Raw genomic sequence first — 25,752 nt, 5'->3', positions numbered from 1 at the left:
AGATCTCTTGGTCGGCCCTGCTGAAGAGCCTGCTGCCCGCAGACGTGATCGACTAGGCCATCCACCGTCCGGGTCGCTGGCCACGTGACGATCCACTGGACATATCCTGGACAGGTGGTGTCCAGTCCTTCACTGTCCGCGGACCAGGTCAAAGACAGCCTCAAACGTCTGCGGCAAGGACACGGCCTGGCCCGCCCCACCTCCGTGCTCAACGCGCTCTCCGAGCCGGTTCGCGCACATCTGACCCGCGGCACGGACACCGAGCCAAGCTCGCCAAGCGAAGTCACCCTGGTCGTCTCGATCCTTCGCCGCGCCGTCGATCAACTCGCTGACGACGAGCGCCTGTACGTGGAGGTCGACCTCAACCTCGTACCGGAGCATCGCTACGCCACGCTGACTGAACGTCAGGAATCGCTGGCACGACTGCTGAAATGCGCCGCGAAGACCGTGCGTCGACATGCCGACCGCGCCCTGGACACGCTTGCCTACCACCTGATAGCCGCGGACCAGGCGCAGCCGGCGTCAACGAGGCAGCGGCCGAGCCCCGCTCCAGTACCCGGCAGCCCCGATCGCGAATCGACCGCCAAGAGTTCGGAAGCGTTCCTGGAGTTCTGGCGCCTCGCTGATGGATCACGCGTGGACATCGTGTGCTCGGAAATCCCCGACAACGAGCGCCCCTACTACGCCTCGCCGGCAGACCGCAATTACCTGCGGTATGCCAAGTTCGCCGATCTCGACAGCCTGATCTATCTCCGGACGAGATTCGCGCAGATCGCTCCGACGGTGACGATTCGAGACTTCGCGCCCTCCGAGTACTACAACACGCAAGCCGACGCCCTTGTCGTGGTTGGCGGGCCGCCATGGAATGCCAAGTACCGGGAGTTCCTGCCCCAACTGCCGTTCTACTTCGAGCCGCACCCACTCGGCGAAGACGACCCACTGGTGGTCCCCACGCTCTCCGGTCTGACGCTTGGCCCGCGCTGGACTGAACGGCAGGAACTGCTCGAAGACCTCGCTGTGTTCACGCGACTCACACTCGCCCAGGGCACCACGGTCTTCCTCCTGGGCGGGTGCTTGACTCTGGGTGTCCTAGGTGCGGCGCACTGCTTCCTCGAAGGAGAACGCGGTGCACGCAGCGCCCGCTACGTCGCCGACCATGTCGATCAGGACGACTTCGTGCTCATCACCGAGGCTCGCCGGGTCGGCGGCATCACCGACGTATCCGACCTGACCATGGTCAATCCCCTCCTGCTGCTCACTCGCCGCAACAACGAGCCCTTCACCACGGTCATCGACAACACCAACCGCTACACCGCGATGCAGGCCGCAAGGTGAACACGTTGGTCACCGCCCGCGACATCCGGAGCTATGTCATTAACCTGCCTCGGCGTGCCGATCGCCGTGCCGAAATCGCCCGCGCCCTGCCACCAGATCTACCAGTCACGTTCACCTCGGACTGGAATGGCCCATTCGATGGCCGTGAACTATCCCGTGCCGACCTGGAAAGGACGGGGCACAAGCTGTTCCCTTGGCCGATAGCGTCCGACAACCCGTGGTGGAGTAGGCCGCTGAAGTACGGCGAGATCGGCTGCACCCTGGCACACCTGGCTTGCTGGCGCCACGCAGCCAACACCTGCAGCGAGCCCTACATCCTCATCTTGGAAGACGACGCCGTGCTCGGCCCTGCGTTCCTCGAAGAACTTATTCGTGCGCTGGAGCGTCTGGTCCGACACATACGACACTTCGACCTGCTCTACCTCGGCAGGTATCCATTGGAACCGGACCACCACGCGTCGCTTCCCGGATTCGTCGTTCCTGGATATAGCCATTGCACCTACGGCTACCTGCTCACGAGGCCAGCGCTGGACGTCCTGCTCGACACGCATCTGGAACACGCCATCGTCCCGATAGACGAGTTCCTTCCGTCTCTATACATCGATCATCCGCGGCCAGACCTCCGAGCCAGATTTCCCCGTCAGCTCACAGCGTTCGCCTGCGAGCCACCTCTGGTGCGCCAACGCCCCAAGGAGGAGGCCGGCAGCGACACGGAGGACTCAGCCTTCGTCACATCACGATGAGGAGCACCTGAGAGTCCAGGAGATTCGCTCACGACCACTGTCGAATCAGGTCCTGAAGGCGCCGGCCCGTCCACTGATGAGCTGGCGTGTGGACGTTCACGCCCGTGACGACGTGCTCGGGTGGCACGTTCCTGGTCACGATCGCGCCTGCTGCGACGTAGCTGCGTGGCCCGATCGTCACGCCGCCCACAACCCGGGAGCCGTAGCCGACGACGGAGTCCGGCTCGACCACGGGAGAGTCCTCGTCGACGTCCCACCACCCCTGGTGCGGTCGGGCGTATTCGTGCACCAGCTCGCCCATCACGGTGGAACGGTCCCCAATGACCGTGCCGTCGCAGACGAACCCGGCGACCCGCGCGTCAGCTCCGATCGTGACCCGGTCACACACGTACGCTCCGTAGACAATGCGGCTTCGGTCACCGATCCTGCTGTTGTAGCCGACGCGGACACGATCTTCGAGCAAGCAGTCATGACCGACCTGGACACCCTCGTAGAGCACCACCTGGTTGGCCAGCAGGCACCGCTTGCCGACAACCGTCGGCTCGCCCGCGTTCTGGGTTCCTGGCTGCTGCTGTTCAGCACGTACCCGTGCTTCCTTGGGAAAGCCGAGCGTGCAGTGTTCACCCACGATGCTGCTGTCAGCGATCTGGACCGCCGCGTACAGGGAGTCGATGTTCACTGCGTGCCCAACGCATTGCTTGTCAGCCAATCGATCGAGACTTCGATGGCCTCGTCCTCGCGGGCGCGTGTATCGAAGCCATGGTCAGACCCAGAGACCGTGTAGAAATCGCAGTTCCGCCTGGCGGCGGCACTCGACCGTGCGATCTCGTACGACACTGCACTGTCTCGGTCACCATGCACCACAAGCCCCGGAACAGAGCTGGCCACAAAGTAGTCCCGTGGCCGATAGTGCTGGAACTCCTCGAACAGCACCCGGCCCAGCTCGAATTCGTCGTCCACTACGAGAAAACCCTGGGTATGCAATAGGCGTTGCTGCTCTGGGCTGTAGTTCTCCTTGCCCCACGGGAGTTGTGGATCGACAAACGTGTGTGTCAGGTCGAGCACGGGGTTCCACAGCACGATCTGGCTCAGCCGGTCATCAAGCCATGGCAAGGACAGCGATGTAGCCACGGCGCCGAAGCTCGACGCCACCAGTGTCACTGGCCCTTCGTGTCTCGCAGTCATGAACTCAACGGCCGCCTGCAGGTCCAGCATCTCCCCGGCGATCGTCGCCCCGCGCTGGGTCCCACCTGAGTTGCCATGACCGCGAAATGAAAAGCGCAAGACAGCGAAACCGCTGTCGGCCAGACGACCAGCCAGCCGCACGAACATTCCGCCCTCGCTCATGTCCGCGTTGATCCCGTGCGCCTGGATCACCACACCGCGGGAGGATTGGCCTTGCGGCGAGTGGACGACGGCCTCCAGTGGCACGCCATCGAGAGACACCAACTCGGCCTGGTGCATGCTTCGACTCCCTCGCGATGTCGGCGCGCCATGCGCACCCACCTTGCCGACCTTCTCGGCCTCGCTCATGCGCCGAGCATCGGGCGAGGTGACGTCCCTGTCCATGCCTTCGTTCCCCCTGCGCGCTCCGCGCGTCATACCGGCCTTCCGATCGATGACCGGCGGCTGAGCTGCGATGAGTCTTGATCAGATGCTGGTCAGGGCATCCGAAGGCGTCGCTCGGGAGTGATCGAACTGACCGGCCTGGGCGCCAGCGACAAACGCCTCCCATTCTGAGCTGGTGTAGCCCAGCGTGACATCGCAGTCGAGTGCGTACAGTCGCACGCTGCCATCCGCAGCAGGATGGATGCGTACCGCTCGGTTGCTCCCCGCTTCGTCGCGGCCGAGTGCTTCGGCGATGAAGCCCGGCCAGTGCTGAGCGGGGACGGTGATGACTGGCCCGGTGCCCTGGTCCTTGCTATCGCGGAGACGAACGACGTCACCTTCTAATTTGACCTCGACGCAGTCTTGCGAAGGGTTGCTGAACGAGCTTTTGAACCAGCCGGTGGCCGGGCTGAGGGACCAGGTGTGGGTGTTCATTGCGTCTCCATCTCCTTACGGACCTGGTGAATGATCTCAAGCGAGTCGTCGAGGTCCAGCGCACGGTCGGCCGCCTCGTCGAGGCTGGCACTCAGCTCGCGGACCACGTGAGGCTTGTCGATCAGAGAGCCGGTGGTGACGGCTTCTTGCCAGACCATGTCCGGCAGTAGTTGCGAGTTGAAAGAGAGGATCTTGAGCCCGCCGCCGATCACGGGGTGGGCGCCAGCGCTGTAGGGCATGACATGGATCTTGATGTGCTCGCGGCGTTCCTCGCTGAGCTTGGCCAGGCGGGCAAGCTGGTGGGCCATGACCTCGCGGCTGCCGACCTCCTGCCGCAGTGCCGTTTGCCCGATGACCACGGTGAGGTCGATCGGGTCGGGGTCATCGAGCCGCGCCTGCCGGGCAAGCCGGGACTCAACCCTCGGTCCCACATCGACGGGCTTGATGTAGGGCGAACCACCTCGGATCATGGCCCGTGCGTAGTCGGCGGTTTGCAACAGGCCAGGGATGGTCTCGGCTGCGTACTCGCGCACGGTCGCCGCGCCGGCTTCCAGTCCAATGAAGCGCAGGAACTCCTCCGAATACAACCGAGCGTAGTCATCCCACCATTCACGGCGCTCGGTCTGGCTACGCAGCATCTCCAACTCGGCAAGCTGGTCGTCGGACAGCCCGTAGACCTTCGCCAGCTCGGTCAGCTTGGTCGCAGTAAGCCGACGCTTGGAGATCTCGATCGAGGACAGGTTGTTGCCACCGATTCCTGTCTCCTTACCGACCGCGGTCAAGGTCAAGCCCAACTGCTCCCGGCGCTCGCGAAGCCGCAGGCCCAGTTCGAGTGCTTGCACCGTGCTCGAAACCGGCGCATGTCCCATCAGTGGCGCTCCCACCTGTGCTGAGTAACCAGTGCGCTGATCTCAGTATCACAGCCTGACACCAGCAAGTACACACGATCGGCGTATTCCGTCATGAGTACTCTCATCTTAGCTTGATAGTACTCACGAGGTTATTTGGACCAAGTCGAGTAGTCCGAAGAGTAGCCGACGGATCGTAAAGGTGATCTCAGTGGTGCTTGGTGTGTTTGTGCTGGTCACAGCGACCGGGCTGCCGATTGCGGGCCTACCGCGGTCGAGCTGGGCCAGCGAGCGGCGCCGGATCGCCCGAGCGCGACGCGGCGACGCCGCGACCACGGCACCCACGAACTCCCGGTGGGCAGGCGTTGACCCCGACCGCCGCCTGCCCACTGGGTTCCACCGTGGCCCGAAGGTGCGTGACCTGCCGTGAGCAAGCACACGTGGGCGAACACCGTCCTGAGTCTGCTGGAGCGCTTGGGCTGGCGAGGCTCAGACGAATGGATCGTGCGCTGCCGCGACGAACGAGGTCACAAGGCACGCGCACTGGTCGGGGTGGCCCCGGACGGTGTCACGATCACCGCCTCCCGGGCCGGCCGGCTCACTTTCACCCCAGCGGAAGTCGGACAACTCCGTTCGGCTCTGCGCGACGCGGCGCTGGCTCGCGCGCAGCTCATGCCTTCGCAGCCTCCCACTCCCCGCAGGCCAGGTCTGTTGATGCCGAGTTAGAACGGACCCCCTAGTGCCGAACTGGGTTGGACCCCCTGGTCGAGGCTGGGAGGGTGATTTCAGTGGATGTGTGGGCGGAGATTCGGCGGTTGCATCGGGCTGAGGGGGTGCCGATCAAGCAGATCGTGCGTGATCTGGGTGTTGGTCGGAACACGGTGCGGCGGGCGTTGCGGGCTTCGGGGCCGCCGGAGCGGACCAGAGGTCCGCGCGGGTCGATGGTGGATGCGTTTGAGCCGAGGATCCGGGAGCTTCTGGCGCAGTTCCCGTCGATGCCAGCGACGGTGATCGCCGAGCGTGTCGGGTGGGAGCACTCGTCGTCGGTGTTGCGGGACAGGGTCGCGAAGCTGCGTCCGGAGTATCGGGGTGTGGATCCCGCAGACCGGCTCTCCTATTGCCCCGGGGAGGTGATCCAGTGCGATCTGTGGTTCCCCGGGACCCGAGTCCGGGTTGGGGATGGTCAGGAGCGGGTGCTTCCTGTGCTGGTAATGGTGTCGGGGTTCTCCCGCCGGATCGAAGCGCTCATGCTGCCCTCCCGCCAGGGCGGTGATCTCACCGCGGGCATGTGGGAACTGTTGACCCGTTTCGGTGGGTGCCCGAAAACGCTGCTCTGGGATCGTGAGGCCGCGATCGGCGGGACGGGCAAGCCCACCGTGGTCGCGGCCGCGTTCGCCGGGACACTGGCAACCCGGATCCGGCTGGCCCCACCGAAGGACCCGGAGACCAAGGGCATCGTCGAACGCGCGAACCGGTATCTGGAGACCTCGTTCCTGCCGGGCCGCAGTTTCACCAGCCCGGCCGATTTCACCACCCAGCTCATCGAGTGGCTGGCTCGGGCCAACCGGCGCCACGTTCGTGCTATCGGTGCGCGCCCGATCGATCGGGCCGAGACCGATCAGCAGGCGATGCTCGCGCTGCCGAGGACACCACCGGCCACGGGGTTGTCGTCGCGGGTGCGGCTGGGTCGTGACTACTACGTCCGCGTCGACGGGAACGACTACTCCGCCGATCCCCGGTTTATCGGCCGCTTCGTTGATATCCACGCATCGCTTGTCGAGGTCGTGATCGGCTGCGACGGGCAGCCCGCGGGCAGCCACCCGCGGTCCTGGCAGACCCACGCAACAGTGACCAGCCCGAAACATGTCGAGACCGCGGCGAAACTGCGGGCGCACTACCAGCAGCACAAGACCGCCGGCACCCGCACCCACGCCGATGGGCACCCGGTCCAGATGCGCGCGCTCACCGACTACGACGCCCGGTTCGGCGTCGAGTTCCACACAACCGAAACCGAACACACCAGGGAGGCACAATGACGTCCACGAAAACCACGACCACGAAGCCAGCAGCATCTCACAAGACCAGCGAGCAGATCTCCTCCAAGCTCGCGTATCTGGCCCGGGCACTAAAAACACCCACGATCGGGCGCGTCTGGGAAGACCTCGCCAACCGCGCCCGAGACGAGAACTGGGCCCACGAGGAATACTTGGCCGCAGTGCTCGAACGCCAGGTCGCTGACCGGGAGTCCGCGGGCACCACCATGCGAATCCGGACCGCGCACTTCCCCCAGGTCAAAACCCTCGAGGACTTCAACCTCGACCATCTACCCTCGCTGCGCAAAGACCTGCTCGCACACCTGGCGACCAGCACCTTCGTCGCGAAAACCGAGAACGTGATCCTGCTCGGCCCACCCGGGATCGGAAAAACCCACCTCGCGATCGGGCTCGGTGTCAAAGCCGCGCACGCCGGCTACAGCGTCTTGTTCGACACGGCGAACAACTGGATCACTCGCCTGGCCACCGCGCACCACGCCGGAGCACTCGAAACCGAGCTGAAGAAAATCCGCCGCTACAAACTGATCATCGTCGACGAGATCGGCTACATCCCCTTCGACACCGACGCCGCGAACCTGTTCTTCCAACTCGTCGCTTCCCGCTACGAACAAGGCTCCATCATGGTCACCTCGAACCTGCCCTTCGGGCGTTGGGGAGAAACCTTCGGCGACGACGTCGTCGCAGCAGCCATGATCGACCGCCTCGTCCACCACGCCGAAGTCCTCACCCTATCCGGAAACTCCTACCGCACCCACGGACGCCGTGACCTGCTCCACCAAGGCGAACGCCACAACCAGGACAACGACTAAACTGCCCGCCAAACAGGGGTCCACCCCGGCTCGGCACAAAAGGGTCCACCCCAACTCGGCATCAACACAGGTCCGCCTCACACCCAGCCCCTATTCGCACCAAACGGTGCTGTGTGGCCAAACCCCGCGCAAAACACACGCCAGTCCCGACAGCAGTCCCCGAGCGAAGGATCGGAGCATCGCCATGGCAACAACGTTCCACCGAGATGGCCACAGCTCGACCCCGACAGGTTCACGTGCGCCGCTTGATCTTTCCGCCGCCGCCGAGTTCTACCGCCACCTGGGTTGGCCAGCCAGCCTCGACAGTGCCGGGCACCGTCTCGTGGTGCATACCGGCGATGTACTCGACGCACTCATTGTTCCCGCGCGGTTGGCCGAGCCCGTCGCCGCCGAACTGGCCACGAGCCTAATGAGCGGTCCGGTGAGCACCGATGTCGACGACCGATGGTGGACCTTCCTCACCGAGCCGTGCCGACGCACCAGCCTTGAGCTGCCCCCGGACCTGCGGGACGCGAAGGTACGCGCCGTTCCGCGCGGCGGGTATGTCGTGGTGCCCCACCCCGCAGATTCCCAGCATTGGACAAATCGTCCCGAGCAGGGGCACGTTTTGCCGCCCTGGTCAGCCGTCGTCGCCATCGCCCGCAAGGTGCTCGCCCAGTGGCATTAAGCAAGGGCTCAACACACGTTCCGGATGACCGGAATCGCTTTGTCAGGCACAAAAAACGGCACCACATCCGGCTCCCAAATCAATCTTACGAAGAAGGTCCCCGTCTCATGATCACCCCTTTTGACGAAGTTGCCCCGACGACGACATGTCCGAGTGTGCTCGGGGGCCGAAGGAGGCACTACCCACGAACGATTTCCAACAGGCCAGTCACGATGCCGTACCTTTCCATGCCGCCGCTGGGCCAGCACCGGATCGTCATGCTTTCGCTGTGCGCCAACGACTATCTTGTCCCGCCTGCTGCCAATGAGACCGGACCGACTCAGCCGGTGTGCGAGGACTGCAAGGAACTGCTTGCGGAAAACCAAGCGGAAGACACCCCACGCCGACTATCCGCAGACACGTTCATTAGCACGAGCGCCTGAGAAATACCGGGCACGATCAATGCCCAGCCACTGTGGGACGACATGATCTTCGTGATAGCGCGGGAAATCCGATCGTAGGCGCATTCCTATCTGACCACAGTGGACGACACAGCGCAGAAGCGATGGAGGCACCAACCGTGCGGTTCTTTGCCTTCGAGCGGACACTGTTGGACACGCCTACCGAGGAACTGCCCGCAGTCCTTGCTACAGAGCCGATCTGGCCGACGGTCGACATGGACGCCCTCGACATCGAAGCCGAAAAGGCACGCGCCGCTCAGGTGGCCGTTCAGCAACCGGAGCCGGGCCAAGCACCGCGACGAGGAGCGGGAAGTTGGCAACCACCCATGACACCGACCGAGCTGGAGCATCTGCTCCAGCGGATGCGCAAGAAGTGGAATATGTAAGGAGATTCCCGTGCGACACCTCAGAAGGCCAGCTTCGGCAAGCTACTGCAGCATGGGAGCACCGTTGCGCTTCATTCTCGGGTTGTTGGTCGTGGTTGCTTTGTTGGCGGCAATCTCCATTGCCCTCGGCGGTAACCCGGCTGGCACGCGATCAGTTCGGTCAGACGAGCTGCCGCGGATGGCGTCAGCTGAGCGAGCGCTAACCTGAGACGCTGAATCAGCGGGCGCTGCGGACGCTAGCTGATTCTGGGTTGTCTGTAGTTTCACCGAATACCTCGCTCAGAATGCGGCGAACGGTCCCATCCAGCGTTGCCGCCTGGGGAATGATCCGCTCTTCAGCGAAACCGAGCTGGTCCGCCGCTCGATACCATCCGCGCATCTCGTCGACGCCGAAATCAGCGGCCTGGGGCCGTGTTGGGTGGCGGCGCAGCGTCTCATCCCATGCCACATCGAAGTAATAGAACGCGGTGTCCCCAGCATGATCTTGACGCAACCCGTCAAGCATGTCCGTGTAGCGCTCGGCATGCATAATGCCCTCAAGGATCACGTTCCATCCACGGTCCAACGCAAACCGCACCGTCTGGTCTATCAACGCGATGTTGTGACCATCGGGAACATCCTTTTCCTTCAACACAATGCGGCGCAGGTAATCCTGTTCGATCAGCGCCACACTGCGGCCAAGGTGAGCGCGTAGCCTACGCGCAGTCGAGGACTTTCCCGAGCCCGAGGGGCCACGGAGTACGAGCAGGCGAGTGCCCTCGGTACCCACTGGGCTCACCGGCGACATCGACTCATGTTCGTCGGTCACGGAATCCTCAACGGTTGCTCTGCAGGGCCTGGAGGACCGGCATTGCCGCTATCTGGTCGGCACTCAGCTCCTCCCAGTCGAGTCCGCTGGGACGGCGCTGCGGTGCGCAGGTGATGACCTCGTCGGTCGTGACGATCAAGTCAACGCTGAAGTCGTGGCTCGTTTCGGGTATGTCTTCGTCGATCACCTGGAGAGGGTGCACGGTTGTGACGATGGTTGTGGCGGGACCGATCAGGCCGGCCTGTGCGAGCAGCGCGACTTCGATGTCCGAATAACCGGCGCCCTTGCCGAGGCGCACGCCATGGCGATTGACGGCGACGCTGCCGCATACGATCAAGTCGACCGGTCGCAGCTCCTCCAAGCCGACGTTGCGTGCTACCGACGGCGCAGTGCGACTGGAGGCCGCGTCCTCGGCGGGGACGGACAGCTTTGCGGGGTCGAGCAGATAGAACGGCTGCGGTGGCGCGAGTTTGGGCGCGGCCATGTAGACCACCTTGCCCTCACGCAAGGCACGGGCGCGGGCTGGGAGCTGCGCTTTGTCCGGCACGGCCTTGATCACGCTGGCGGCCTCCCACGTTGGCAGTGCGGCGAGTTGATCGGCGGCGGCCTCAGCTCCGATGAAGTTCGGGATGCGCCCGTGCGCACTGCCGTCTCCGGCCACAACACCCTGCTGGTCTAGCAGGTTCCACACCTGCCGACGGATGGTGTCCTTGCGCGCGTCCACATCGGTCGTGGTCACTGTGCGGCTCCTCGTCACACCGTGGTCATCAGGGAGAGCACCCGATCGTAGATGTCCTGGACGACAGGCTCGCCACGCCAACGGCGGAGCTTACGTACGGCATCGGAGACGATGTTCAAGCCGCCACCGCCCCGGGTGGCCTCCAGGACATCGATGGCGTCGTGCAGACTCGTTGCAGCCGCATCGAGGTCACGCTGGTGCACGTAGGCGAGGCTGAGGTTGCCGAGCACGATCGCGCGGGATTTGCTCTGCGCAGTCATGGCTTGGGCAGCTGTGTCGAGGATGCGTTGGGCGCGGCGGTAGTCCCCCAAGAACAGGTAGCAGGAGCCGGCCAGTCGGTCGAACTGGGTCTCGGAGTACAGATGCGCGGCATCGTCGGTGGCCCGGACGTTACTGAAACTGCACTCCGCGGCGGCCAGAGCTGACTCGCACCACCGCGCGTCGCCGAGCATGGCGTGGGCCTCGGCCGAGTGCAGCTGCGCCAGCCCAGTCAGGACGTTGCTGGCCGAGCGCGTGACCTCGGCAGTCTGCTCCGTCAGTCGCAGCCCCTCGATGGGATCGCGCTCACCGTAGAGCGCAAGATAGCTCGTACGCAGCAGCGCATGCCCCTCAGAAGCCGGGCTGCCGATCTCGCGGGCCGCAGCCGTCGCTTGATCGAAGTACTGCCGCGCTGTCCGGTGGTCCCGCCGCTGGGAGGCGTCCCACACAAGCTGCCCCATCAGCGTCGCCGCAGTAGCCTCGGCCGCGAAGAGGTCGCGCTGCAGGGCTCCATCCCCGCCGTTGCGGGCCAAGAATCCGATCTGGCCGAGGGCCTGGCCGGTATCAGCCAGCAGGGATGTCGACGGCAACCGGTCATACCGCTTGTCCAGGCCGCGGACTTCCTCCCACAAGCCCTCCACGGTCGCCGAGTCCGTGCTGCTCGGGGAACGAAGGGCGTGTCCGACGCGACCCTTCCTCCGTGGCTCGTCCGGCCCGGCTTCCGGCGTGAGGAGGTCGATCAACTCGGTAGGTGAGACGCCGAGTGCGCGGGCAAGCCGGGGTTGCTTGCGCGGCGGAGGGGTGATCTCTCCGGACTCCCACCGATAGATCGTCGACCGGTCGGTTCTTTCGCCGATCGCGGCGGCGAGCTGTTCTTGGGTCATCCCCATCGCACGGCGCTGCCGCGCGAGGCGCACCCGCTTGCCGGACATGCACGCGCCCCCAATCGACCAGTGTGGCTCCATGATCCTGGCCGAATTTTCGCAGTTCAAGGACTGCTCGACGACATGGCCATCCGGAGCCTAGAAGGCGGTACAGGTCCATGGGTGGTCCGGTAGGGGCGCTGTCATGAGCCGCCGACCAGGGCCGTTATTCCTGGTCAACCGGTTCCGGTGCGCTGAGATGTGGATGGTGGAGCGGCCGACGCTGTATTCCTCGGCGAGGTGGGCCAGGGACAGGTCACCTTTGGTTAGCGGTCGGCGGGCGCGGCGAGCCGCGCGGGCCAGGCATGCAGCCGTGGGTGGAGCGCGACTAGCTCGCCGCGCACCTGCTCGACGACGCACTCGAATGCCTGTACGGCGTCGGCGAAGGTCAGGTACATGTCCAAGCTCGGCCGGACCGGCGTGGTCGGCCACGCCGCCGTCAGCCGGTCCCCGGCCTCGGTCACGCGCGTGACCAGCGCGCCGAACCCGGCCGGTTCGGTCTCGACGGGCGACTGGCGGCAGCGGGCGACCAGCGCGCGGGTGGCCGCGATCGGGTCGTCGGCGTCCGGTTGGAGCGCGCGTCGGCGGCTGGCCAGCTCGACGTACAGGGCGGTCACGGCCGGATGGGAATCATCGTCGGCTGCGGGATCGTGGGCCAGCAGCGCGACGCGGACTGCGGCCAGCTCGCCCTCGAACCGCTCCACGGCGCGCCGGCATTCCTGTGGGCGGGCCTGCTCCGCGCTCTCGTGCCGCCACCCGCCGAGCTTCAGCGTCTCGCAGGCTTGACCAACGGGGATCATCAGCGTGAGCACCGTGTCGTCCACCCGTCGCGCGCCGCTGGCTTCGCCGATTGCTTCCTGGACCTGTTCGGCAAGCGCGACCGCAGCCGGCCCGGACAGCGGGCGCTCCGCGTCGGCGACCAGGCGCAGCACGTCGGCCAGGGCGACGCTCGACGACTCGCGATGACGGCGAAAAAGGCTCACCAGCGCACTGTAGCGCGGAAGGATCAGCGCAGCTCGGACACGCTGACCCGCACCGGAGCCAGTATCGCCACCCACCGCGAGTTGGGTGAACTGCTCGCCCAGCTGCAGCGCGCAGCCAAGATCGACGCCTGAAACTGAGGCCCCCTGGAGAACCCGGCGGATCGTGAGGCGTCCGCCGAGGGGTTGCGTCACCAGAACGGGCATGAAATCGAGCCGACGAGCCGCAGGTCACCGGCAGTTTTCTCCTTCCTGTTTGGACGGAAACCATGAAACCGTTGGTTGGTAGCGAGATCCGCGCCAGTCTGGAACGCATGAAGACGACAACGATCGCTCCCGACCTCACTCTCGATGAGGCGATGTTCGAGGCTGCAGCCGAAGGGTTCGCGACGGACGTTCCCGATCTTGCGCCGCTGACGTGGGAGCGGTTCACCCACGCGCCCGACTGGACTCTGGTGCCCAACGACTGCGGCGACGCCTACAAGGCGGAGCTGGTCCTGCGGAACACGCGCGACAGCACCCTGAAGTTGAACATCTGGAACCTGCCCGACCTGCGCGGTGGCGAAGTCTCCCAACCTCACTCGCACCCGTGGCACTTCACCGCGCACGTCCTGCTCGGTGGCTACAACGAGGACCGCTACAGCCCGGAGAACGGCACGATCCACCGCGAACGCGGCGTCGAGCACACCGCCGGCTGTGTCAACGATGTTCCGAAGGCCGTCTACCACGAGGTGACCGCGATCCATGATCCCGGCCGTACGGTGAGCCTCATGGTCTGTGGGCAGGGCGCCAGGGGCGACTGGGGTTACCTCGACCTCGCGACCGGCGAACGCGAGCCTGTGCGACCAGACCCAGACTTCGCCGCCAAACTCCGCGCGCTCAACCCACACCAGCGCTGAACGGCAAGCTGTTCCTGGGTCATGCCCATGGCATAACACTGACGCGCGAGCCGATGGCGCTTACCTGGCACGTGATCGCCCCTCGCGGTCGACCGAATCTGTTTGATCTCGACAGCATCTTCACAGGTCACGACTTCGCGTGCAGCAACCATGCAGCATCTGTGCAGCGATTCTGCTCTGGTTCATCGTGCACCTCGCCGGTTGACTGCCAACTGAGCGCCCCACCGAAACGGATGGTGACCGCACGGTGATCACGCGGTGCTCCGACCTGTGAATAAGGGGCTCGCTGCTTACGAGGAGACATCGTGACGCTCCCTCAGCGATTCGTGGGCGAAAACGCACCACGATCCCGTTGCGTAGACCGTCGGCTCGCACCGCGCGCCGTCCCGCACCGCCCGAGCGGCGGAAGCTCGCCGCCCTCCGCGCATAGAGCGATCGGGAGGAGCCGGTGCTGATGAGACGCCTGCTGTCTACCCGCTGCCGGTCGCTCGCGCGTAGCGAGAACGCAGCCGTGCACGACCTCGTCCCATGCCAGGATGGACGTGGACGACGCGCGTACATCGCTGTCCGCGCGCTCCCAAACGGGAATGTGTGGGTCGAGTTTCCCGAGCACGGCCCCGTCTACGTGCGCCCGCTTGATGTCGGCCGCCTCCGTCGGGCGCTCCGGTCAGCCGTAGTGCCGTCCGAACCGGCAGCGCGCACCCGGCAGGACCACTTGGCGTCGTAGGTCTCCTGAACCACCGCGCCGCCGCGCCCGCTGTCCTCCTCGTAGCTGCAGCGCACCCACAGTCCGCGGTGGAGGTGAAGCGCGCCCCGACAGCCTTCACCTCCACCGCGCACCACCGAGCAAGGAATCCGGAGAATGAGCGCCAGAATTGACACTTCTTCCTCGCACTCACAACAAATCGAGAGCGTGGCAGCTCCGGGCAAACCTGGAATTCACCGCCATCCTCGCCATGCGGTCGTGATCGCCTCCGGCGGCCTTGATTCGACCGTGCTTTGCTATTGGCTCCACGCTCGCGGAACCCAGCTGACCCTGTTGTCTTTCGACTACGGCCAGCGTCATCGAGTCGAACTGCGCTTCGCGGCGGCGACTGCACATGCCTTGGGAACACGGCACGAGGTTGTCGATCTCTCCGCGCTTGGGCGCGTGCTCCAGGGATCAGCATTGACCGACTCCGATGTAGAGGTTCCGGATGGTCATTACACCGACACGACGATGCGGGCCACCGTGGTTCCCAACCGCAACACGATCATGCTCGATATCGGGGTGGCTCTGGCGGTCGTCACGCAAGCTGACGCGGTCGCTTTCGGCGCTCACGCTGGTGATCACCCGATCTATCCGGACTGCCGGGAGAGCTTTACAACGAGCTTCGCCCGAACTGCGCGCTTGGCGAACGAAGGGTTTCTTGCCAACGACTTCCAGCTGGTGGTGCCGTTTCTGGCCAGCTCCAAGACCGACATCGTTCGGCTTGGTGCCGCGCTCGGTGTTCCGTTCGAGCAGACCTGGTCGTGCTACCGCGGCGGCGCGGAGCACTGCGGCATGTGCGGCACATGCACTGAGCGCCGAGAGGCGTTCCATGACGCAGGCGTGACCGACCCTACGACCTATGCCGTGGGGTGCAAATGATGATGACCGAAGCAGAGCCAAACCGTTCGGAAAGACCTGAGTGGGGCCGTCTTTCCCGTCCCGATGCGCGTGTGCTGGGCTGCGCATCATTCTCGCGGGGTGGTGGGATCGTTCCTGCCACTCAGGCGAGGCCGAGCGTAGCGCATGGGGAGCAGGCGGCACCAGCAGGTGATCCTGCTGGTCCGCGGTCGCACTCGTTGATGCCGCTGTTGAGCGAGAAACATCTCCGCCGGGCATTGCGTCAGTGCGGGCGGCGGTCTTCGAGCCCTGGGGCCGATGGGATGACGTGGCGCGATCTTCGTCAGTGGGCCGCAGCAGGGCTCCCAGATCTCGCCGCCCAAATCGCTGCGGGCAGGTGGCGCCCCGGCCCGCTTCGAGAGGTAACAATTCCCACCTATTCCGGGAAGTCCATGCCGACCGCGATCCCCACGGTGCTCGATCGCCTCGTACACCGGGCAGTGCGGAACGCAGTGGAGCCGATCTTGGAGGCGCGGGGCGTTCGCTGACTGGGTCTCCGGCTACCGGCCCCGCCGAAACCGCAACACCGCGCTTCGCCAGGCGGCGGGTCAATTGGCCGGCGGGTACCGATGTGTCGCCGATATCGACGCAGCAAGGGTTTCCGAAGGTGTCGGTGTCGACGAGGCCGTGGACTGGTTCGCCGAGTACGTCCATGACGGCTCTTTCCTTCGTCTACTCCGGACTGTTCTCGCAGGATTGCCCAGTCCCGTGGTTCCAGGCTCAGGGCTGGCACCACTGCTGATCAACCTCCGTCTGTCGCAAGTAGACAAGAAGCTGCCTGGTCTTCGTGTAGTGCGTTTCGCTGACAACTACTGCGCTTTCGCCGAGACGTTGGCGGGCGCAGAGGAAGCGTTCTGGTGCATCAGTGACGCCATGGCCGCTGTGCGGCTGGAGCCCAACGCGGACAAGAGCCGGCTACGACGCAATGCCAATGCCGAAGACCTCTTCCTCATCGATGGGTAACGCGATGAACATCGACTGGATCGAGATCCCGGGTGGCACATGCCTGTTCGGTGACGAGGCACGGCCGATCGCCGTGCCCACGCTGTTGTGGAGTCGGACGCCGATCACGCAGGCACACCTAGACGGTGGCTCTCGCGTACACCATCCGACCACCTGTGTTGACCATCCCACCGCCGGCCATATGGCTCGCCGACTCGGAGGAAGGCTGCCCCGTTCGGTGGAGTGGGAGTGGATGGCCTCCGGAGCTGAACGACGAGTATGGCCATGGGGAAGCACGCCCTGGAGTCCCGAATTGGCGAACCTCCGGAACTCCGGCTACGAGAACACGACCGACGTCGCGGCACATCCGGAGGGAGCCACGCCGCACGGGATGCTCGACGTGGCAGGGAATGTCTGGGAGTGGACCGCCAGCCCCACCATGGGAGACGGTTTCGTGATCCGCGGCGGTTCCTACGCGTCTCCTCCGTTGTACGCGCGGTGCACGTTCCTCAACTCGGCACCCGCTGAACTTCGGTCACCCGGCATCGGCTTCCGGGTGGTGCGTGAGCCATGACGACATCTGTTCCCGCTGAGCACGGCTTGATCCTCGCTGGCTGCTCACGCCGGAAGAAGTCGACCTCGACGCCGATGCCCGCCTTGGACCTCTACGAGGGCGGGTGCATACCAGGGCTTCGGGATCGTCTCGGAGCCAACGTTCGATTGCGCCAGCGGATTCGGATCGTGTCAGCACTCCACGGCTTGCTCAACGCCGACTCACCGATCATGCCCTACGACCGCCGCCTGACTGATATTGCCGACGCCTACATCTTGCGCCAACGCATTGCTCCGAATCTAGCTGGTGAGTTGGCTGCTGTGACGCACGTGCTGGCCGTCGTCGAGCCCCTATACCTGCTGGCCCTGGAACCAGTGGTGCGACGGCTCGACTCCATCCGCCTGTGCTGGATCTCCGCTCCACGGGATTGGCATCGCGCCGCGCGAGTCCTCGACACCTGGGGGTGGACGTGAATACCTCGCTCAAGAATTCCTTGGCAAACCAGGGAAACGACCACGCAGGCCACACACGAGAGTTCGAGCTGAAAACCGGAATCCCTTGGCACCAAACCGTTCCGCACGGGTATCTCGGCGGACGCCGCTTGTCGGTGATCCTGCCCGCACATAACGTCGCCTACTGCCTGCCGGACGTCCTCGACGCACTCGATGCCCAGACTTACGGCCGGCAGTTCGAGGTGATCGTCGTCGACGATGCCTCTACCGACACCACTGCGAAGATCATCGCCACCCATCCGGTTGTCACGACGGGTATCCGCCTTCCCGCGCGGCACGGCGCAGCCACCGCCCGCAACCTCGGCACGTTCGTGGCCCAAGGCGAGACTGTGCTTTACGTCGACGCCGACATGGCACTCCCGCCGCACACCGTGGCGGACCTAGCGGCCCGAGCCACCGACCACGCTGTGCTGACTGGGTTTCGGCATAACCTTCCTCATCGCGCGGCTTGGCCTGCCACCGGACCCGAACTCGCTGCCGACCACCGGGTCACGTGGCGGCCACCCGCACATACCCGCTTGCTCTACAGCGGCATCACCCTGCACGAACCCGTCGACGGGCGACCGCTGGAGCACACCCGCGACTTCCGCGACCTCGGTTACGGCCGCACCTATTACGACTGGGACCTGCCCCGCATGGTCGTCACTGCGCTGCTAGCCGCCCCACGTGCCGCCGTCGTGGACATCGGCGGGTTTGACGCCGAATTCGGCCGGATCGGCTGGGGCATGGAGGACACCTACCTCGGCGCCTGCCTCATCGCCGCCGGGCTTCTGGTGATCCCACTGCGCCAAGCAGTCGGATTCCACCTCGATCCGCCCGACGCCGCCGAGCAATGGCAGCACAAGCTACGCGGCTGGGTGGGCACGCTTGCGCACTACCGAGCCCTACTCAACGCACCGGCTCCGTCTATGCGCCTCACCGCGTTTTCCGCCTCGATGAACACTCTGTTGCACTCCTGCGAGGTCTTGAGATGACATCCCTGCACTACAGCACGACCGCCGCTGCGCTATCCCGAGTCTTCGCTACCGGTGCATGCAGTGAAACCCGGTACGTCCATGATCCCCTGACTGGGCTGACGCACCGTACCAATGAACTGATTGCCATGGGGCGCGCCAGGCTGTCCGCCAGCAACGTCGCGACCTGGCCCACGATCCATCCAAGCGATCTCGACCGCCACGTTCCGGTCAGCGTGTGCTGGTCCCCACTGGTGCGCTGCAACCTCGCTTGCCCGCACTGCCTGGACGACAAGACCGTTCCAGAACTCGCGCGAAAAGATCGCGGGCGGATCGCCGCCCTGCTCGGCGAGTCCGGCGTCCTGGCCGTCGACATTTCCGGGGGCGAGCCCTTGCTGCTGCGCGATCTCGGCGAACTCGCGGCCACGCTGACCAGCTACGGGTGCGTCGTCAGCGTGACCACCAACGGCTGGCACTTGCAACGGCGCGCCGAAGCACTGGCCGGGCAGGTCGATGCCGTGCGGGTCAGCCTCGATGGTCCCGACGCGGAATCCCATGACCATTGGCGCGGATCAGGGAGTTTCCGCCGCGCCGTCGCTGGCACCCGCTCCGCCGTCGCCCACGCCATCCCCACGCAACTACAAACCGTCTTGATGACCTCCACCCGCGGGATCGCGCAACGCATGGTCGACCTCGCCGCAGACCTCGGCGTCCACGGTGTGACCTTCCTGCAAATGCTGCCCATTGGGGAGGGCGCCGCGCTAGCCGGAGCCGAACAGCTCACCGATGAGCAGGCCCGCGCCACAGTGGCTGGCCTCGACATTCCCGATGCCGTCACTGTCAGGCTGCGTACCCGGGACGACGCAGGGGGCTTCACGGTCGTCAGGGCCGACGGGCGCGTGTGGCGCAACGACTCTGTGGCCGAAGGCATCACCACCCTGCATTCCTTGAGTAGTCCCTCCGACCTGGCGCTGACCGGAAGGGATGGTTCGGCATGAGCATCAACATCGCCTCGTCCGCGCCAGGCCGCGTCTTCGAGCACCATCGCCTGTGGCAGCTGCAAAGCTCCGTGATGCTGCAGGCATGCGACCTGCTGGCCGCCGCAGCCCGCGACCTCACGATCAGCACGCACCAGGACGAGGTCAGCACCGTGATCGGTATCGCACACGGGGGCACCACTCCTGCCCACCACATCGCCGGGCGGCTGGGCTTGCAAGCTCACATCGTCCGAGCCAGCCACAACGCCACCGACGCGCCGTACAGCCCGGCAACCGGCACCGTGACCTGCGATCTCAGTTCCTGGCAGCCCGACCGGCTCGCGGGAACCGTTCTTGTGGTCGACGACATCTGTGGCACCGGCGCCACCTTCACTACGGTCCTCGATGCCCTCCAGTCCTGGTCCACACCTCCAGCCCGATTCGTCACCTGCGCCCTATGCCGCAACCGCGGGGCACCCACGCCACCCGACCTCTACTGCTGGGACGTCGCTGACTGGGTTGTCTTCCCGTGGGAAGACGTTCCCGCAGGTCAAGCGACGACCCCGCTTCCGCCCCCGAACCAGGTGATCACTCGTGACTGAAGCACCCGAACAACGTCGGCTGACCGTGGCCTTCCTGCTCGCCTCCTACACACCCAACGCGCCGGCCGGCATGGAACGCGCCACCGCGGCCCTGGCGAAGGGCCTGCGCCAACTCGGGCACCGCGCGGTCATCCTCACCGCAGCCGAGCAACCACAACCCGACCCCGATGTCATCCGGCTGCGCACCCTTGCCATTTCGTTCCCATGCGACGACGACGCGCTGCGCCGGGCCATCCACGAGGCGGGCGAGCGGCTGCACCGCGAGATCACAGCCGCGTTCGACGCGCACGCCGTCGACATCGCCGTGTACGTCGACGCCCTGTGGGGGCTGGGCAGCGTGGCCGTCCAGCATCGGGCGCGGTCGGTTCTCGCCACCCACGTCATCGGGCACGACGAAGACCTGGCCGTAGCCTTGGCCAGCGTTGAGCACGTCGTCGCCCCGTCGAGCACAGTGCTCGGCCAGGCACAGGACCGGGGCTACGACACCGACGGCTGGTCCGTCGTCCCCAATGGCGTGCTGCACGACCATCCATACCCGGACGAAGCAGCTCGGGAGTCACTGCGCAGGCGAGCACCGATCCGCGTACTGGGTCGTCTCGGGCCAGAGAAAAACATCCCGGGCCTGGTCAATGAGGCGCGGTTGCTCAAACGCCCGGCCGAAGTCGTAGTCGCGGACGCCGGGTTCGAGACCGCACCCGGAGCCCAAGGCAGCGAGTGGTCCCGCTGTGCCTGCGCCGCAGCGCACAGCCCTTGGGTGCACCTGCGCTCAGGCGGGATCAGCTGGGCACGCGTGCCCGCCTGGCTTGCTGAGGCAGCCGTGGTGATCGTGCCCTCCCTGCGGGAGTCCTTCGGCCTCGTCGCGCTGGAGGCGATGTCCGTGGGCACGCCCGTGGTCTGCTTCGACGTCGACCATCTGCCGTCCCTCGTCGGCGCTGGCCCCGAGGCCGGCGGCGTGGTCATCCCCAGAGCACGCGGGGAACACGCCCTCTGGAAGGCTTCCGAGGAGGTGCTGGGTGATCCGCTACGCTACCGACACCTGTCCAGGGCTGCGTACTACCGATCGCGGGACTTCCGGCCCACCACAGTCGCCGAGTTGTTCGTGAAGGCGGTGCGGTGATGCCTGCTCAAGCCCCATTGTTGCTGGTCGACGGCCACAACCTGCTCTGGAGAGCGGCCTTCGGGTTTCCTGCCGAGATTCGCTCCCGAGACAAGACCCGCGACCTCACCGCCCCCTTCGGCTTCTTTGCCCTGCTGCGGGTCGCGATCCGCGACGAGCTTCCCTCGGCCCCCGAGGTGATCGTCGTCTTCGACGGCGAGAACGGCTCTGCCGAACGCCAAGACGCCGACGCCGACTACAAAGCCAACCGGGCGCTCGACGACGGTGCGCGCAAAGCGCTGGAAGCGATCCCAGTGGTCCAGCGCGGGCTCGACCTCTACGGCCTGGACTGGATCGAGATCGAGACCGCCGAAGCCGACGACGTGATCGCCACCCTCATCAGCCTCGCGCGCCGGCACAGCCGGCCTACGTGGATCTTCTCCACAGACCGTGACTACTACCAGCTGCTCGATGAGCAAGTGCGCGTGCTTAACACAGCGATGCACCCCGGGAAGAGGCACATAGGACCCGCCGAGGTCGCGGCTCGCTATGACGTACGACCAACGCAATGGCCGTGCTTCTGCGCGCTCAAGGGCGATCCGGCCGACAACATCCCCGGCGTGCGCGGCATCGGCGCGGCGACCGCCGCACGGCTGCTCGCCGGAGGGCTCATCCTCGACGACCTGCCCGCCTCCGGACGACTCACCGGCGCCAAGGGCCTGCTCGTCCAGCAACAGTGGCAGCAGGTCTTGGCCTGGCGCGACCTCGTGCGCATGCGCACCAACCTGCCGCTGCCGATAACCCCCACCGGCGATCCCAGTGCTGAGTTGCCCAAGCCCGCCGAGGTGATCGAGAAGCTGGAGCTGTGGTGACAGAGCCCAATGCCGCAACCAGCCCTGCGTCCGTGCTGACGGTCATGGCCCACCCCGACGACGCCGAGCTGTGGGCCGGCGGAACGCTCGCCCGCCTCGCGCAGGCCGGCGCTGCCGTCACCGTCGCGGTACCCGAACATGCCGACGCTATCCGCAACTCGGAAGCCGCCGCAGCCGCCAACGTGCTGGGCGCCCGTTATCAGCCGTACCCGACCGTCAACGCGAACGCGCTGCACGACCTGCTCGACGCGACTCGTCCCGAGGTCGTTATCACGCACCCGCTCGACGACGTCCACCCCGATCACCGGCACGTGGCTTCCACGCTAACCGCAGCGCTGCCCGAGATCGTGATCGCGACCGGCTTCCCGCGCCGGGTCTATACCGGCGATACATACAACGGGCTCACCGGTCACGGTCCGGTCGCCGCGCACAGCATCATCGACGTCACCGACACCTGGGACATCAAGATGCAGGCGCTCGCCGCGCACGCCTCCCAGCCCATCGCCGAGCACTTTGGCCCCATGGCCGAAACCCTGGGCCGGCTGTGGGGCAGCCGTATCGGCGCCCGCTACGGCGAGAACTTCGCCCCGCTGCCCGTTCTCGGCCGCGTCCCAGCAGCCACCACGCTCTGATTCACCACACAGCAACCTCTGGGGATATCACCATGGACACCGTTGCGCAGACGCACGTTCTCGACGAAACCGTCTATCAATACAGCACCCTGACCGCAGTCGACCAGCTTGAACGCATCACGAAGGTCGTCTCATCCGGAGCACTCGGAGCCATTGCCGGAGACCACGTCCGCGAATTCGAGCAGCAGGTCGCCGGTCACCTCAGCCGCCAGGGCGCGATCGCCACCTCCTCTGCCAGCGCCGCGCTCGAACTCCTCCTGCGCTGCCTTCCCCAACGCGAAGTCGCGGAACGTGTCGTCATCCCCGAGGTCTGCTGGATCTCGGTACCCACGGCCGTCATCCGCAGCGGGCGAACGCCGGTCATCGCTCCCGCGACCGGCGACCTCACGCCGCACTGGGAACAGATCGAGCCCCTGCTCGACGAGGGCACTACCGCGGTGATCCTGGCGCACATGCGGGGCCGCCCGGCCCCGGACACCCACCGCATCGCCGATGAACTCGCCCAGCGCGGCGTCACGCTCATCGAGGACTGCGCGCAAGCCTGGGGTGCAACACTGGACAAGCAGCCGGTAGGGCGCCACGGATTAGCCGCAGTGTTCTCGACGGAAACCCACAAGCTCGTCGCCACCGGGGAAGGCGGCGTTATCGCCGCCGACGACAGCCAGCTGCTCCACGCGATGAGGGCTGTCGGCGGGAACACCCGCCTCGCGCTTCCCGAAAATGCCCACGGCCGAGGCAACGACCGAATGAGCGAGATCACCGCAGCGAGTGCTCTGCCCCAGCTCAGCCACCTCGATGACCTGCGGCAGATGCTCCGTCCACTACAAGAAGAGCTGGTCAACCGGCTCCAGAATGTGCCGGCAGCCCGCAGCGTTCTTCCCACCCTGCTCGGGGCGTCGCCGAATCTCGGCGCCGACGCATCCAACGGATCGCTCGTGGGCGTCTGGCTGCCCACGTCCCGGCACGCCAGCCGCGTCGCCGACCAGTTGTTCCGGTCTGGCGTCCGCCACTGGTGGCCAGGCCCTGGAGACCCGCACCTGGCCGAAAACTGGCCCAGCACGCCGACAGCAGCCACCGGCGGCGCCGTCGACCTGGCCTGCTACCTCGACATCCAAGTCCCCGTGCTCGATGAACCCCGACATCCGGCGTTCCTGGACCTGATCACCTCCGCCCTCCGTCTGGACGAAGACGAAAGCGAGACCGCATGACCAGCCGTCACCAACCACCCTTGCGATGCGCGATCATCGGATGCGGCCAGGTCGCCCAGGAATACCTCACCACGCTTCAGCACGCGGCAGATCTCACCGTCGTCGCCTGCGCGGATATCGATCTCAGCGCGGCAAAGAGTTTCGCTGAGCGTCACGGCATCCCCGAAGTCGGCGCTCCCGGCGACATCCTCGCCACCACCAACATCGATGTTGCCGTGATCCTCACCCCGCCTGCCACCCACGTCGACCTGGCCCACGACGCGCTCGACGCCGGAGCGCACGTCTATGTCGAAAAGCCGCTCGGGCTCACTGCCGCCGAGTCCGAGCGGCTTCTTCGCGCCGCATCCGACAAAGGGCTGCTCGTGGGGGCCGCACCCGACACCGTGCTCGCGCCATCAGCGCGCGCCGCTCACCATGCACTCGCAACCGGCGCCGTCGGCACGCCCGTTGCTGCCGATGCGGCGCTGTTGGCACCGGGACCCGAAAGCTGGCATCCGACACCGCAACCGTTCTACGCCTCCGGTGCCGGCCCGCTGGGGGACATGGGGCCGTACTACCTGGCCATGCTGACCTACCTACTCGGCCCAATCGAGTACGTCGAAGCCAGTGCAACCTCGACCCGGAGCGAACGCACCATCCGTACCGGCCCCCACGCTGGCGACATCTTCCGAACCGACACCCCGACCCACGTGGTCGCGTTCCTACGATCCCGCAGCCAAGCACTCATCACTGTGACCACGAGCTTCGACATCGCCGCGACCGCGCGACCGCACCTGGAGATCTACGGCACCGACGGCTCGCTCGTGTTGCCCGACCCCAACTTCCACGACGGCTCCGTGCGCTACCGCCGCCGCGGTGAGCAGACCTGGCAGGAACTCCCGCAAGATGACGCCGTCGCTTCCGCCGGCCGCGGGCTCGGCGTGCTGGACCTCGTCGACTCCATCCGGAACGACGCCTCGGAATGCCCAAGCGGCCACCGAGCCCACCACGTCGTCGAGGTCATCGAAGCCATCGAATTTGCGCGCACCAGCGGACATCCCGCCGAGCTACGCCTGCTGCGAGAGGAGCGGTGTGCGGGCCTACGCTGACATCTCCACGGCGTGGAACCGGCTGGCCACCTACCTCGGCACCAGATTTCGCCCCGAACTAACGGACTTCACCACATTGCGCGCGTTTCTCGATGCCGAATGGGCTCGCCTTGGGGCCGCTTTCTATGAGCAGAGCGTGGGGTACCTCTACGACTTGACGCACTTCCACTACATGGGCGTCAAGGACCCGTTCTTCGTCTTCCTCCTGGAATTCGCGCACGAACACGACATCACCGACGTCGCGGACGTCGGGTGCGGGATCGCGCTGGACACCCAAGCCCTGCTGCAGGCCGATCTTGACGTGCACGGCTACGACCTCGACAACCCGTGCTTGGACTACGCACGCTGGCGGCTGAACCGCGATCTCGACGCAGCCCACCTCATCCGCCCTCTTGACCACCTCCCTGGCCAGCGGCATCAGCTCGCCTACGCCATCGACGTTCTCGGGCACGCTGACGACCCGCCGGGCCTGATCGAGCTGCTGTTCACCGCAGCCGACTACGTCTGCCTCAACCTGGCCCCCCACGACCCGGACCATCGCTACGGCCCTGCTGACCTCCACCCGGTCTTGGACCACGAGCGCGTCCTGGCCGACCTCAGCAAGCACGGCGACCTGATCCGTTTGGGGACGCAAGTGCCCAATGTCCTCACGTTGTGGCGCTCGCACCTACGCCGTTAACAACAGGACTCCCAGACGGACAGGAAGATCACCGCTGTTCGCTGCGTCAGCCGAGCCC

General features: G+C 65.7%; 29 protein-coding genes. 21 read left to right on the top strand and 8 right to left on the bottom strand.

What is annotated here, in order from left to right; genetic code table 11:
• Positions 1–114: 114 nt before the first annotated feature.
• Both HFP15_RS22285 and HFP15_RS22280 read left to right on the top strand, forming a co-directional pair.
• Entirely contained in the window at positions 115–1,335 is a 1,221-nt protein-coding gene (locus HFP15_RS22285) for a hypothetical protein (RefSeq protein WP_168518654.1), read from the top strand.
• Positions 1,332–2,078 (top strand): glycosyltransferase family 25 protein, encoded by a 747-nt coding sequence (locus tag HFP15_RS22280; protein ID WP_312871689.1) that lies wholly within the window; start codon positions 1,332–1,334, stop codon positions 2,076–2,078. The genes HFP15_RS22285 and HFP15_RS22280 overlap by 4 nt, the downstream gene beginning before the upstream one ends.
• 28 nt (positions 2,079–2,106) lie before the next feature.
• Here HFP15_RS22280 and HFP15_RS22275 read toward each other — a convergent pair whose 3' ends face one another.
• From HFP15_RS22275 to HFP15_RS22260, 4 genes are all read right to left on the bottom strand, one after another.
• Positions 2,107–2,757: an acyltransferase gene (locus HFP15_RS22275; RefSeq protein WP_168518653.1), complete on the bottom strand. Its 651-nt coding sequence runs from the start codon at positions 2,755–2,757 to the stop codon at positions 2,107–2,109.
• On the bottom strand, positions 2,754–3,611 hold the full coding sequence (locus HFP15_RS22270; RefSeq protein ID WP_246271939.1) for an alpha/beta hydrolase: 858 nt from the start codon (positions 3,609–3,611) through the stop codon (positions 2,754–2,756). Before HFP15_RS22270 ends, HFP15_RS22275 begins: the two co-directional genes overlap by 4 nt.
• Before the next feature lie 117 nt (positions 3,612–3,728).
• On the bottom strand, positions 3,729–4,121 hold the full coding sequence (locus tag HFP15_RS22265; protein ID WP_168518652.1) for a DUF397 domain-containing protein: 393 nt from the start codon (positions 4,119–4,121) through the stop codon (positions 3,729–3,731).
• Positions 4,118–4,990, bottom strand: coding sequence for a helix-turn-helix domain-containing protein (locus HFP15_RS22260; RefSeq protein WP_168518740.1), 873 nt, complete (start codon positions 4,988–4,990; stop codon positions 4,118–4,120). Before HFP15_RS22260 ends, HFP15_RS22265 begins: the two co-directional genes overlap by 4 nt.
• A gap of 758 nt (positions 4,991–5,748) precedes the next feature.
• Here HFP15_RS22260 and istA point away from each other — a divergent pair.
• The 4 genes from istA (at position 5,749) to HFP15_RS22240 (ending at position 9,325) form a co-directional block, all read left to right on the top strand.
• Positions 5,749–7,005: an IS21 family transposase gene (istA, locus tag HFP15_RS22255; RefSeq protein WP_168518651.1), complete on the top strand. Its 1,257-nt coding sequence runs from the start codon at positions 5,749–5,751 to the stop codon at positions 7,003–7,005.
• On the top strand, positions 7,002–7,832 hold the full coding sequence (gene istB / locus HFP15_RS22250) for an IS21-like element helper ATPase IstB (RefSeq protein ID WP_168518650.1): 831 nt from the start codon (positions 7,002–7,004) through the stop codon (positions 7,830–7,832). Before istA ends, istB begins: the two co-directional genes overlap by 4 nt.
• Positions 7,833–8,016: 184 nt before the next feature.
• Positions 8,017–8,499, top strand: a complete 483-nt coding sequence (locus tag HFP15_RS22245; RefSeq protein ID WP_168518649.1) for a hypothetical protein — start codon at positions 8,017–8,019, stop codon at positions 8,497–8,499.
• 559 nt (positions 8,500–9,058) lie between these two features.
• Positions 9,059–9,325 carry an arginase family protein gene (locus tag HFP15_RS22240; protein ID WP_168518648.1) on the top strand — a complete coding sequence of 89 codons (267 nt, stop codon included), beginning with the start codon at positions 9,059–9,061 and terminating at the stop codon, positions 9,323–9,325.
• Between the two features lie 217 nt (positions 9,326–9,542).
• Here the strand turns inward: HFP15_RS22240 and HFP15_RS22235 are convergent, their stop codons facing one another.
• The 4 genes from HFP15_RS22235 to HFP15_RS22220 form a co-directional block, all read right to left on the bottom strand.
• On the bottom strand, positions 9,543–10,112 hold the full coding sequence (locus HFP15_RS22235) for a kinase (RefSeq protein WP_210717712.1): 570 nt from the start codon (positions 10,110–10,112) through the stop codon (positions 9,543–9,545).
• Between the two features lie 28 nt (positions 10,113–10,140).
• Entirely contained in the window at positions 10,141–10,872 is a 732-nt protein-coding gene (locus HFP15_RS22230) for a 5-formyltetrahydrofolate cyclo-ligase (RefSeq protein ID WP_312871688.1), read from the bottom strand.
• Between the two features lie 14 nt (positions 10,873–10,886).
• On the bottom strand, positions 10,887–12,062 hold the full coding sequence (locus HFP15_RS22225) for a helix-turn-helix domain-containing protein (RefSeq protein WP_168518647.1): 1,176 nt from the start codon (positions 12,060–12,062) through the stop codon (positions 10,887–10,889).
• A gap of 257 nt (positions 12,063–12,319) precedes the next feature.
• Positions 12,320–13,036, bottom strand: a complete 717-nt coding sequence (locus HFP15_RS22220; RefSeq protein WP_168518646.1) for a hypothetical protein — start codon at positions 13,034–13,036, stop codon at positions 12,320–12,322.
• Between HFP15_RS22220 and HFP15_RS22215 the strand changes: the two genes are divergently transcribed.
• From HFP15_RS22215 to HFP15_RS22145, 15 genes are all read left to right on the top strand, one after another.
• Entirely contained in the window at positions 13,016–13,168 is a 153-nt protein-coding gene (locus HFP15_RS22215; protein WP_168518645.1) for a hypothetical protein, read from the top strand. The genes HFP15_RS22220 and HFP15_RS22215 overlap by 21 nt on opposite strands.
• Before the next feature lie 179 nt (positions 13,169–13,347).
• A complete protein-coding gene (locus tag HFP15_RS22210) occupies positions 13,348–13,932 on the top strand; it encodes a hypothetical protein (protein ID WP_168518644.1) in 585 nt (194 codons plus the stop codon).
• 862 nt (positions 13,933–14,794) lie between these two features.
• Positions 14,795–15,562, top strand: coding sequence for a 7-cyano-7-deazaguanine synthase QueC (gene queC, locus HFP15_RS22205; RefSeq protein ID WP_168518643.1), 768 nt, complete (start codon positions 14,795–14,797; stop codon positions 15,560–15,562).
• A gap of 645 nt (positions 15,563–16,207) precedes the next feature.
• Positions 16,208–16,543 (top strand): RNA-dependent RNA polymerase family protein, encoded by a 336-nt coding sequence (locus HFP15_RS44180; protein WP_376768887.1) that lies wholly within the window; start codon positions 16,208–16,210, stop codon positions 16,541–16,543.
• The gene (locus HFP15_RS22195) at positions 16,506–17,096 is read left to right on the top strand and encodes a formylglycine-generating enzyme family protein (RefSeq protein ID WP_312871704.1); all 591 of its coding nucleotides are present in this window, start codon (positions 16,506–16,508) and stop codon (positions 17,094–17,096) included. The genes HFP15_RS44180 and HFP15_RS22195 overlap by 38 nt, the downstream gene beginning before the upstream one ends.
• Positions 17,093–17,548 carry a DUF6884 domain-containing protein gene (locus tag HFP15_RS22190; RefSeq protein ID WP_246271938.1) on the top strand — a complete coding sequence of 152 codons (456 nt, stop codon included), beginning with the start codon at positions 17,093–17,095 and terminating at the stop codon, positions 17,546–17,548. Before HFP15_RS22195 ends, HFP15_RS22190 begins: the two co-directional genes overlap by 4 nt.
• Entirely contained in the window at positions 17,545–18,561 is a 1,017-nt protein-coding gene (locus HFP15_RS22185) for a glycosyltransferase family 2 protein (protein ID WP_168518641.1), read from the top strand. The genes HFP15_RS22190 and HFP15_RS22185 overlap by 4 nt, the downstream gene beginning before the upstream one ends.
• Complete coding sequence (locus tag HFP15_RS22180) at positions 18,558–19,538, top strand: radical SAM protein (RefSeq protein WP_168518640.1); 981 nt, start codon at positions 18,558–18,560, stop codon at positions 19,536–19,538. The genes HFP15_RS22185 and HFP15_RS22180 overlap by 4 nt, the downstream gene beginning before the upstream one ends.
• Positions 19,535–20,119: a phosphoribosyltransferase gene (locus tag HFP15_RS22175; protein WP_168518639.1), complete on the top strand. Its 585-nt coding sequence runs from the start codon at positions 19,535–19,537 to the stop codon at positions 20,117–20,119. The genes HFP15_RS22180 and HFP15_RS22175 overlap by 4 nt, the downstream gene beginning before the upstream one ends.
• Positions 20,112–21,236 (top strand): glycosyltransferase family 4 protein, encoded by a 1,125-nt coding sequence (locus tag HFP15_RS22170; RefSeq protein WP_312871687.1) that lies wholly within the window; start codon positions 20,112–20,114, stop codon positions 21,234–21,236. The genes HFP15_RS22175 and HFP15_RS22170 overlap by 8 nt, the downstream gene beginning before the upstream one ends.
• Positions 21,236–22,087 (top strand): 5'-3' exonuclease, encoded by an 852-nt coding sequence (locus HFP15_RS22165; protein ID WP_210717697.1) that lies wholly within the window; start codon positions 21,236–21,238, stop codon positions 22,085–22,087. Before HFP15_RS22170 ends, HFP15_RS22165 begins: the two co-directional genes overlap by 1 nt.
• Positions 22,084–22,719: a PIG-L deacetylase family protein gene (locus tag HFP15_RS22160; protein ID WP_312871686.1), complete on the top strand. Its 636-nt coding sequence runs from the start codon at positions 22,084–22,086 to the stop codon at positions 22,717–22,719. The genes HFP15_RS22165 and HFP15_RS22160 overlap by 4 nt, the downstream gene beginning before the upstream one ends.
• A gap of 32 nt (positions 22,720–22,751) precedes the next feature.
• Complete coding sequence (locus HFP15_RS22155; RefSeq protein ID WP_168518638.1) at positions 22,752–23,927, top strand: DegT/DnrJ/EryC1/StrS family aminotransferase; 1,176 nt, start codon at positions 22,752–22,754, stop codon at positions 23,925–23,927.
• A complete protein-coding gene (locus HFP15_RS22150; RefSeq protein ID WP_168518637.1) occupies positions 23,924–25,015 on the top strand; it encodes a Gfo/Idh/MocA family protein in 1,092 nt (363 codons plus the stop codon). The genes HFP15_RS22155 and HFP15_RS22150 overlap by 4 nt, the downstream gene beginning before the upstream one ends.
• Positions 24,999–25,694 carry a class I SAM-dependent methyltransferase gene (locus HFP15_RS22145; protein WP_168518636.1) on the top strand — a complete coding sequence of 232 codons (696 nt, stop codon included), beginning with the start codon at positions 24,999–25,001 and terminating at the stop codon, positions 25,692–25,694. The genes HFP15_RS22150 and HFP15_RS22145 overlap by 17 nt, the downstream gene beginning before the upstream one ends.
• Positions 25,695–25,752 lie beyond the last annotated feature (58 nt).

Origin of the sequence: Amycolatopsis acididurans, assembly GCF_012328925.1 — a bacterium.
Lineage (GTDB): Bacteria > Actinomycetota > Actinomycetes > Mycobacteriales > Pseudonocardiaceae > Amycolatopsis_E > Amycolatopsis_E acididurans.
The sequence above is the reverse complement of the archived record's forward strand: the minus strand, read 5'-3'. Positions and strand labels throughout refer to the sequence as shown.

Excerpts from the sequence above, each read along its gene's own strand:
- HFP15_RS22270 (WP_246271939.1), bottom strand. The coding sequence starts at position 3,611 with ATGAGCGAGGCCGAGAAGGTCGGCAAGGTGGGTGCGCATGGCGCGCCG.
- HFP15_RS22265 (WP_168518652.1), bottom strand. The coding sequence starts at position 4,121 with ATGAACACCCACACCTGGTCCCTCAGCCCGGCCACCGGCTGGTTCAAA.
- HFP15_RS22260 (WP_168518740.1), bottom strand. The coding sequence starts at position 4,990 with ATGGGACATGCGCCGGTTTCGAGCACGGTGCAAGCACTCGAACTGGGC.
- istB (WP_168518650.1), top strand. The coding sequence starts at position 7,002 with ATGACGTCCACGAAAACCACGACCACGAAGCCAGCAGCATCTCACAAG.
- HFP15_RS22245 (WP_168518649.1), top strand. The coding sequence starts at position 8,017 with ATGGCAACAACGTTCCACCGAGATGGCCACAGCTCGACCCCGACAGGT.
- HFP15_RS22235 (WP_210717712.1), bottom strand. The coding sequence starts at position 10,112 with ATGTCGCCGGTGAGCCCAGTGGGTACCGAGGGCACTCGCCTGCTCGTA.
- HFP15_RS22225 (WP_168518647.1), bottom strand. The coding sequence starts at position 12,062 with ATGTCCGGCAAGCGGGTGCGCCTCGCGCGGCAGCGCCGTGCGATGGGG.
- HFP15_RS22215 (WP_168518645.1), top strand. The coding sequence starts at position 13,016 with ATGACGGCGAAAAAGGCTCACCAGCGCACTGTAGCGCGGAAGGATCAG.
- HFP15_RS22210 (WP_168518644.1), top strand. The coding sequence starts at position 13,348 with ATGAAGACGACAACGATCGCTCCCGACCTCACTCTCGATGAGGCGATG.
- queC (WP_168518643.1), top strand. The coding sequence starts at position 14,795 with ATGAGCGCCAGAATTGACACTTCTTCCTCGCACTCACAACAAATCGAG.
- HFP15_RS22195 (WP_312871704.1), top strand. The coding sequence starts at position 16,506 with ATGCCAATGCCGAAGACCTCTTCCTCATCGATGGGTAACGCGATGAAC.
- HFP15_RS22190 (WP_246271938.1), top strand. The coding sequence starts at position 17,093 with ATGACGACATCTGTTCCCGCTGAGCACGGCTTGATCCTCGCTGGCTGC.
- HFP15_RS22180 (WP_168518640.1), top strand. The coding sequence starts at position 18,558 with ATGACATCCCTGCACTACAGCACGACCGCCGCTGCGCTATCCCGAGTC.
- HFP15_RS22175 (WP_168518639.1), top strand. The coding sequence starts at position 19,535 with ATGAGCATCAACATCGCCTCGTCCGCGCCAGGCCGCGTCTTCGAGCAC.
- HFP15_RS22165 (WP_210717697.1), top strand. The coding sequence starts at position 21,236 with ATGCCTGCTCAAGCCCCATTGTTGCTGGTCGACGGCCACAACCTGCTC.
- HFP15_RS22155 (WP_168518638.1), top strand. The coding sequence starts at position 22,752 with ATGGACACCGTTGCGCAGACGCACGTTCTCGACGAAACCGTCTATCAA.
- HFP15_RS22150 (WP_168518637.1), top strand. The coding sequence starts at position 23,924 with ATGACCAGCCGTCACCAACCACCCTTGCGATGCGCGATCATCGGATGC.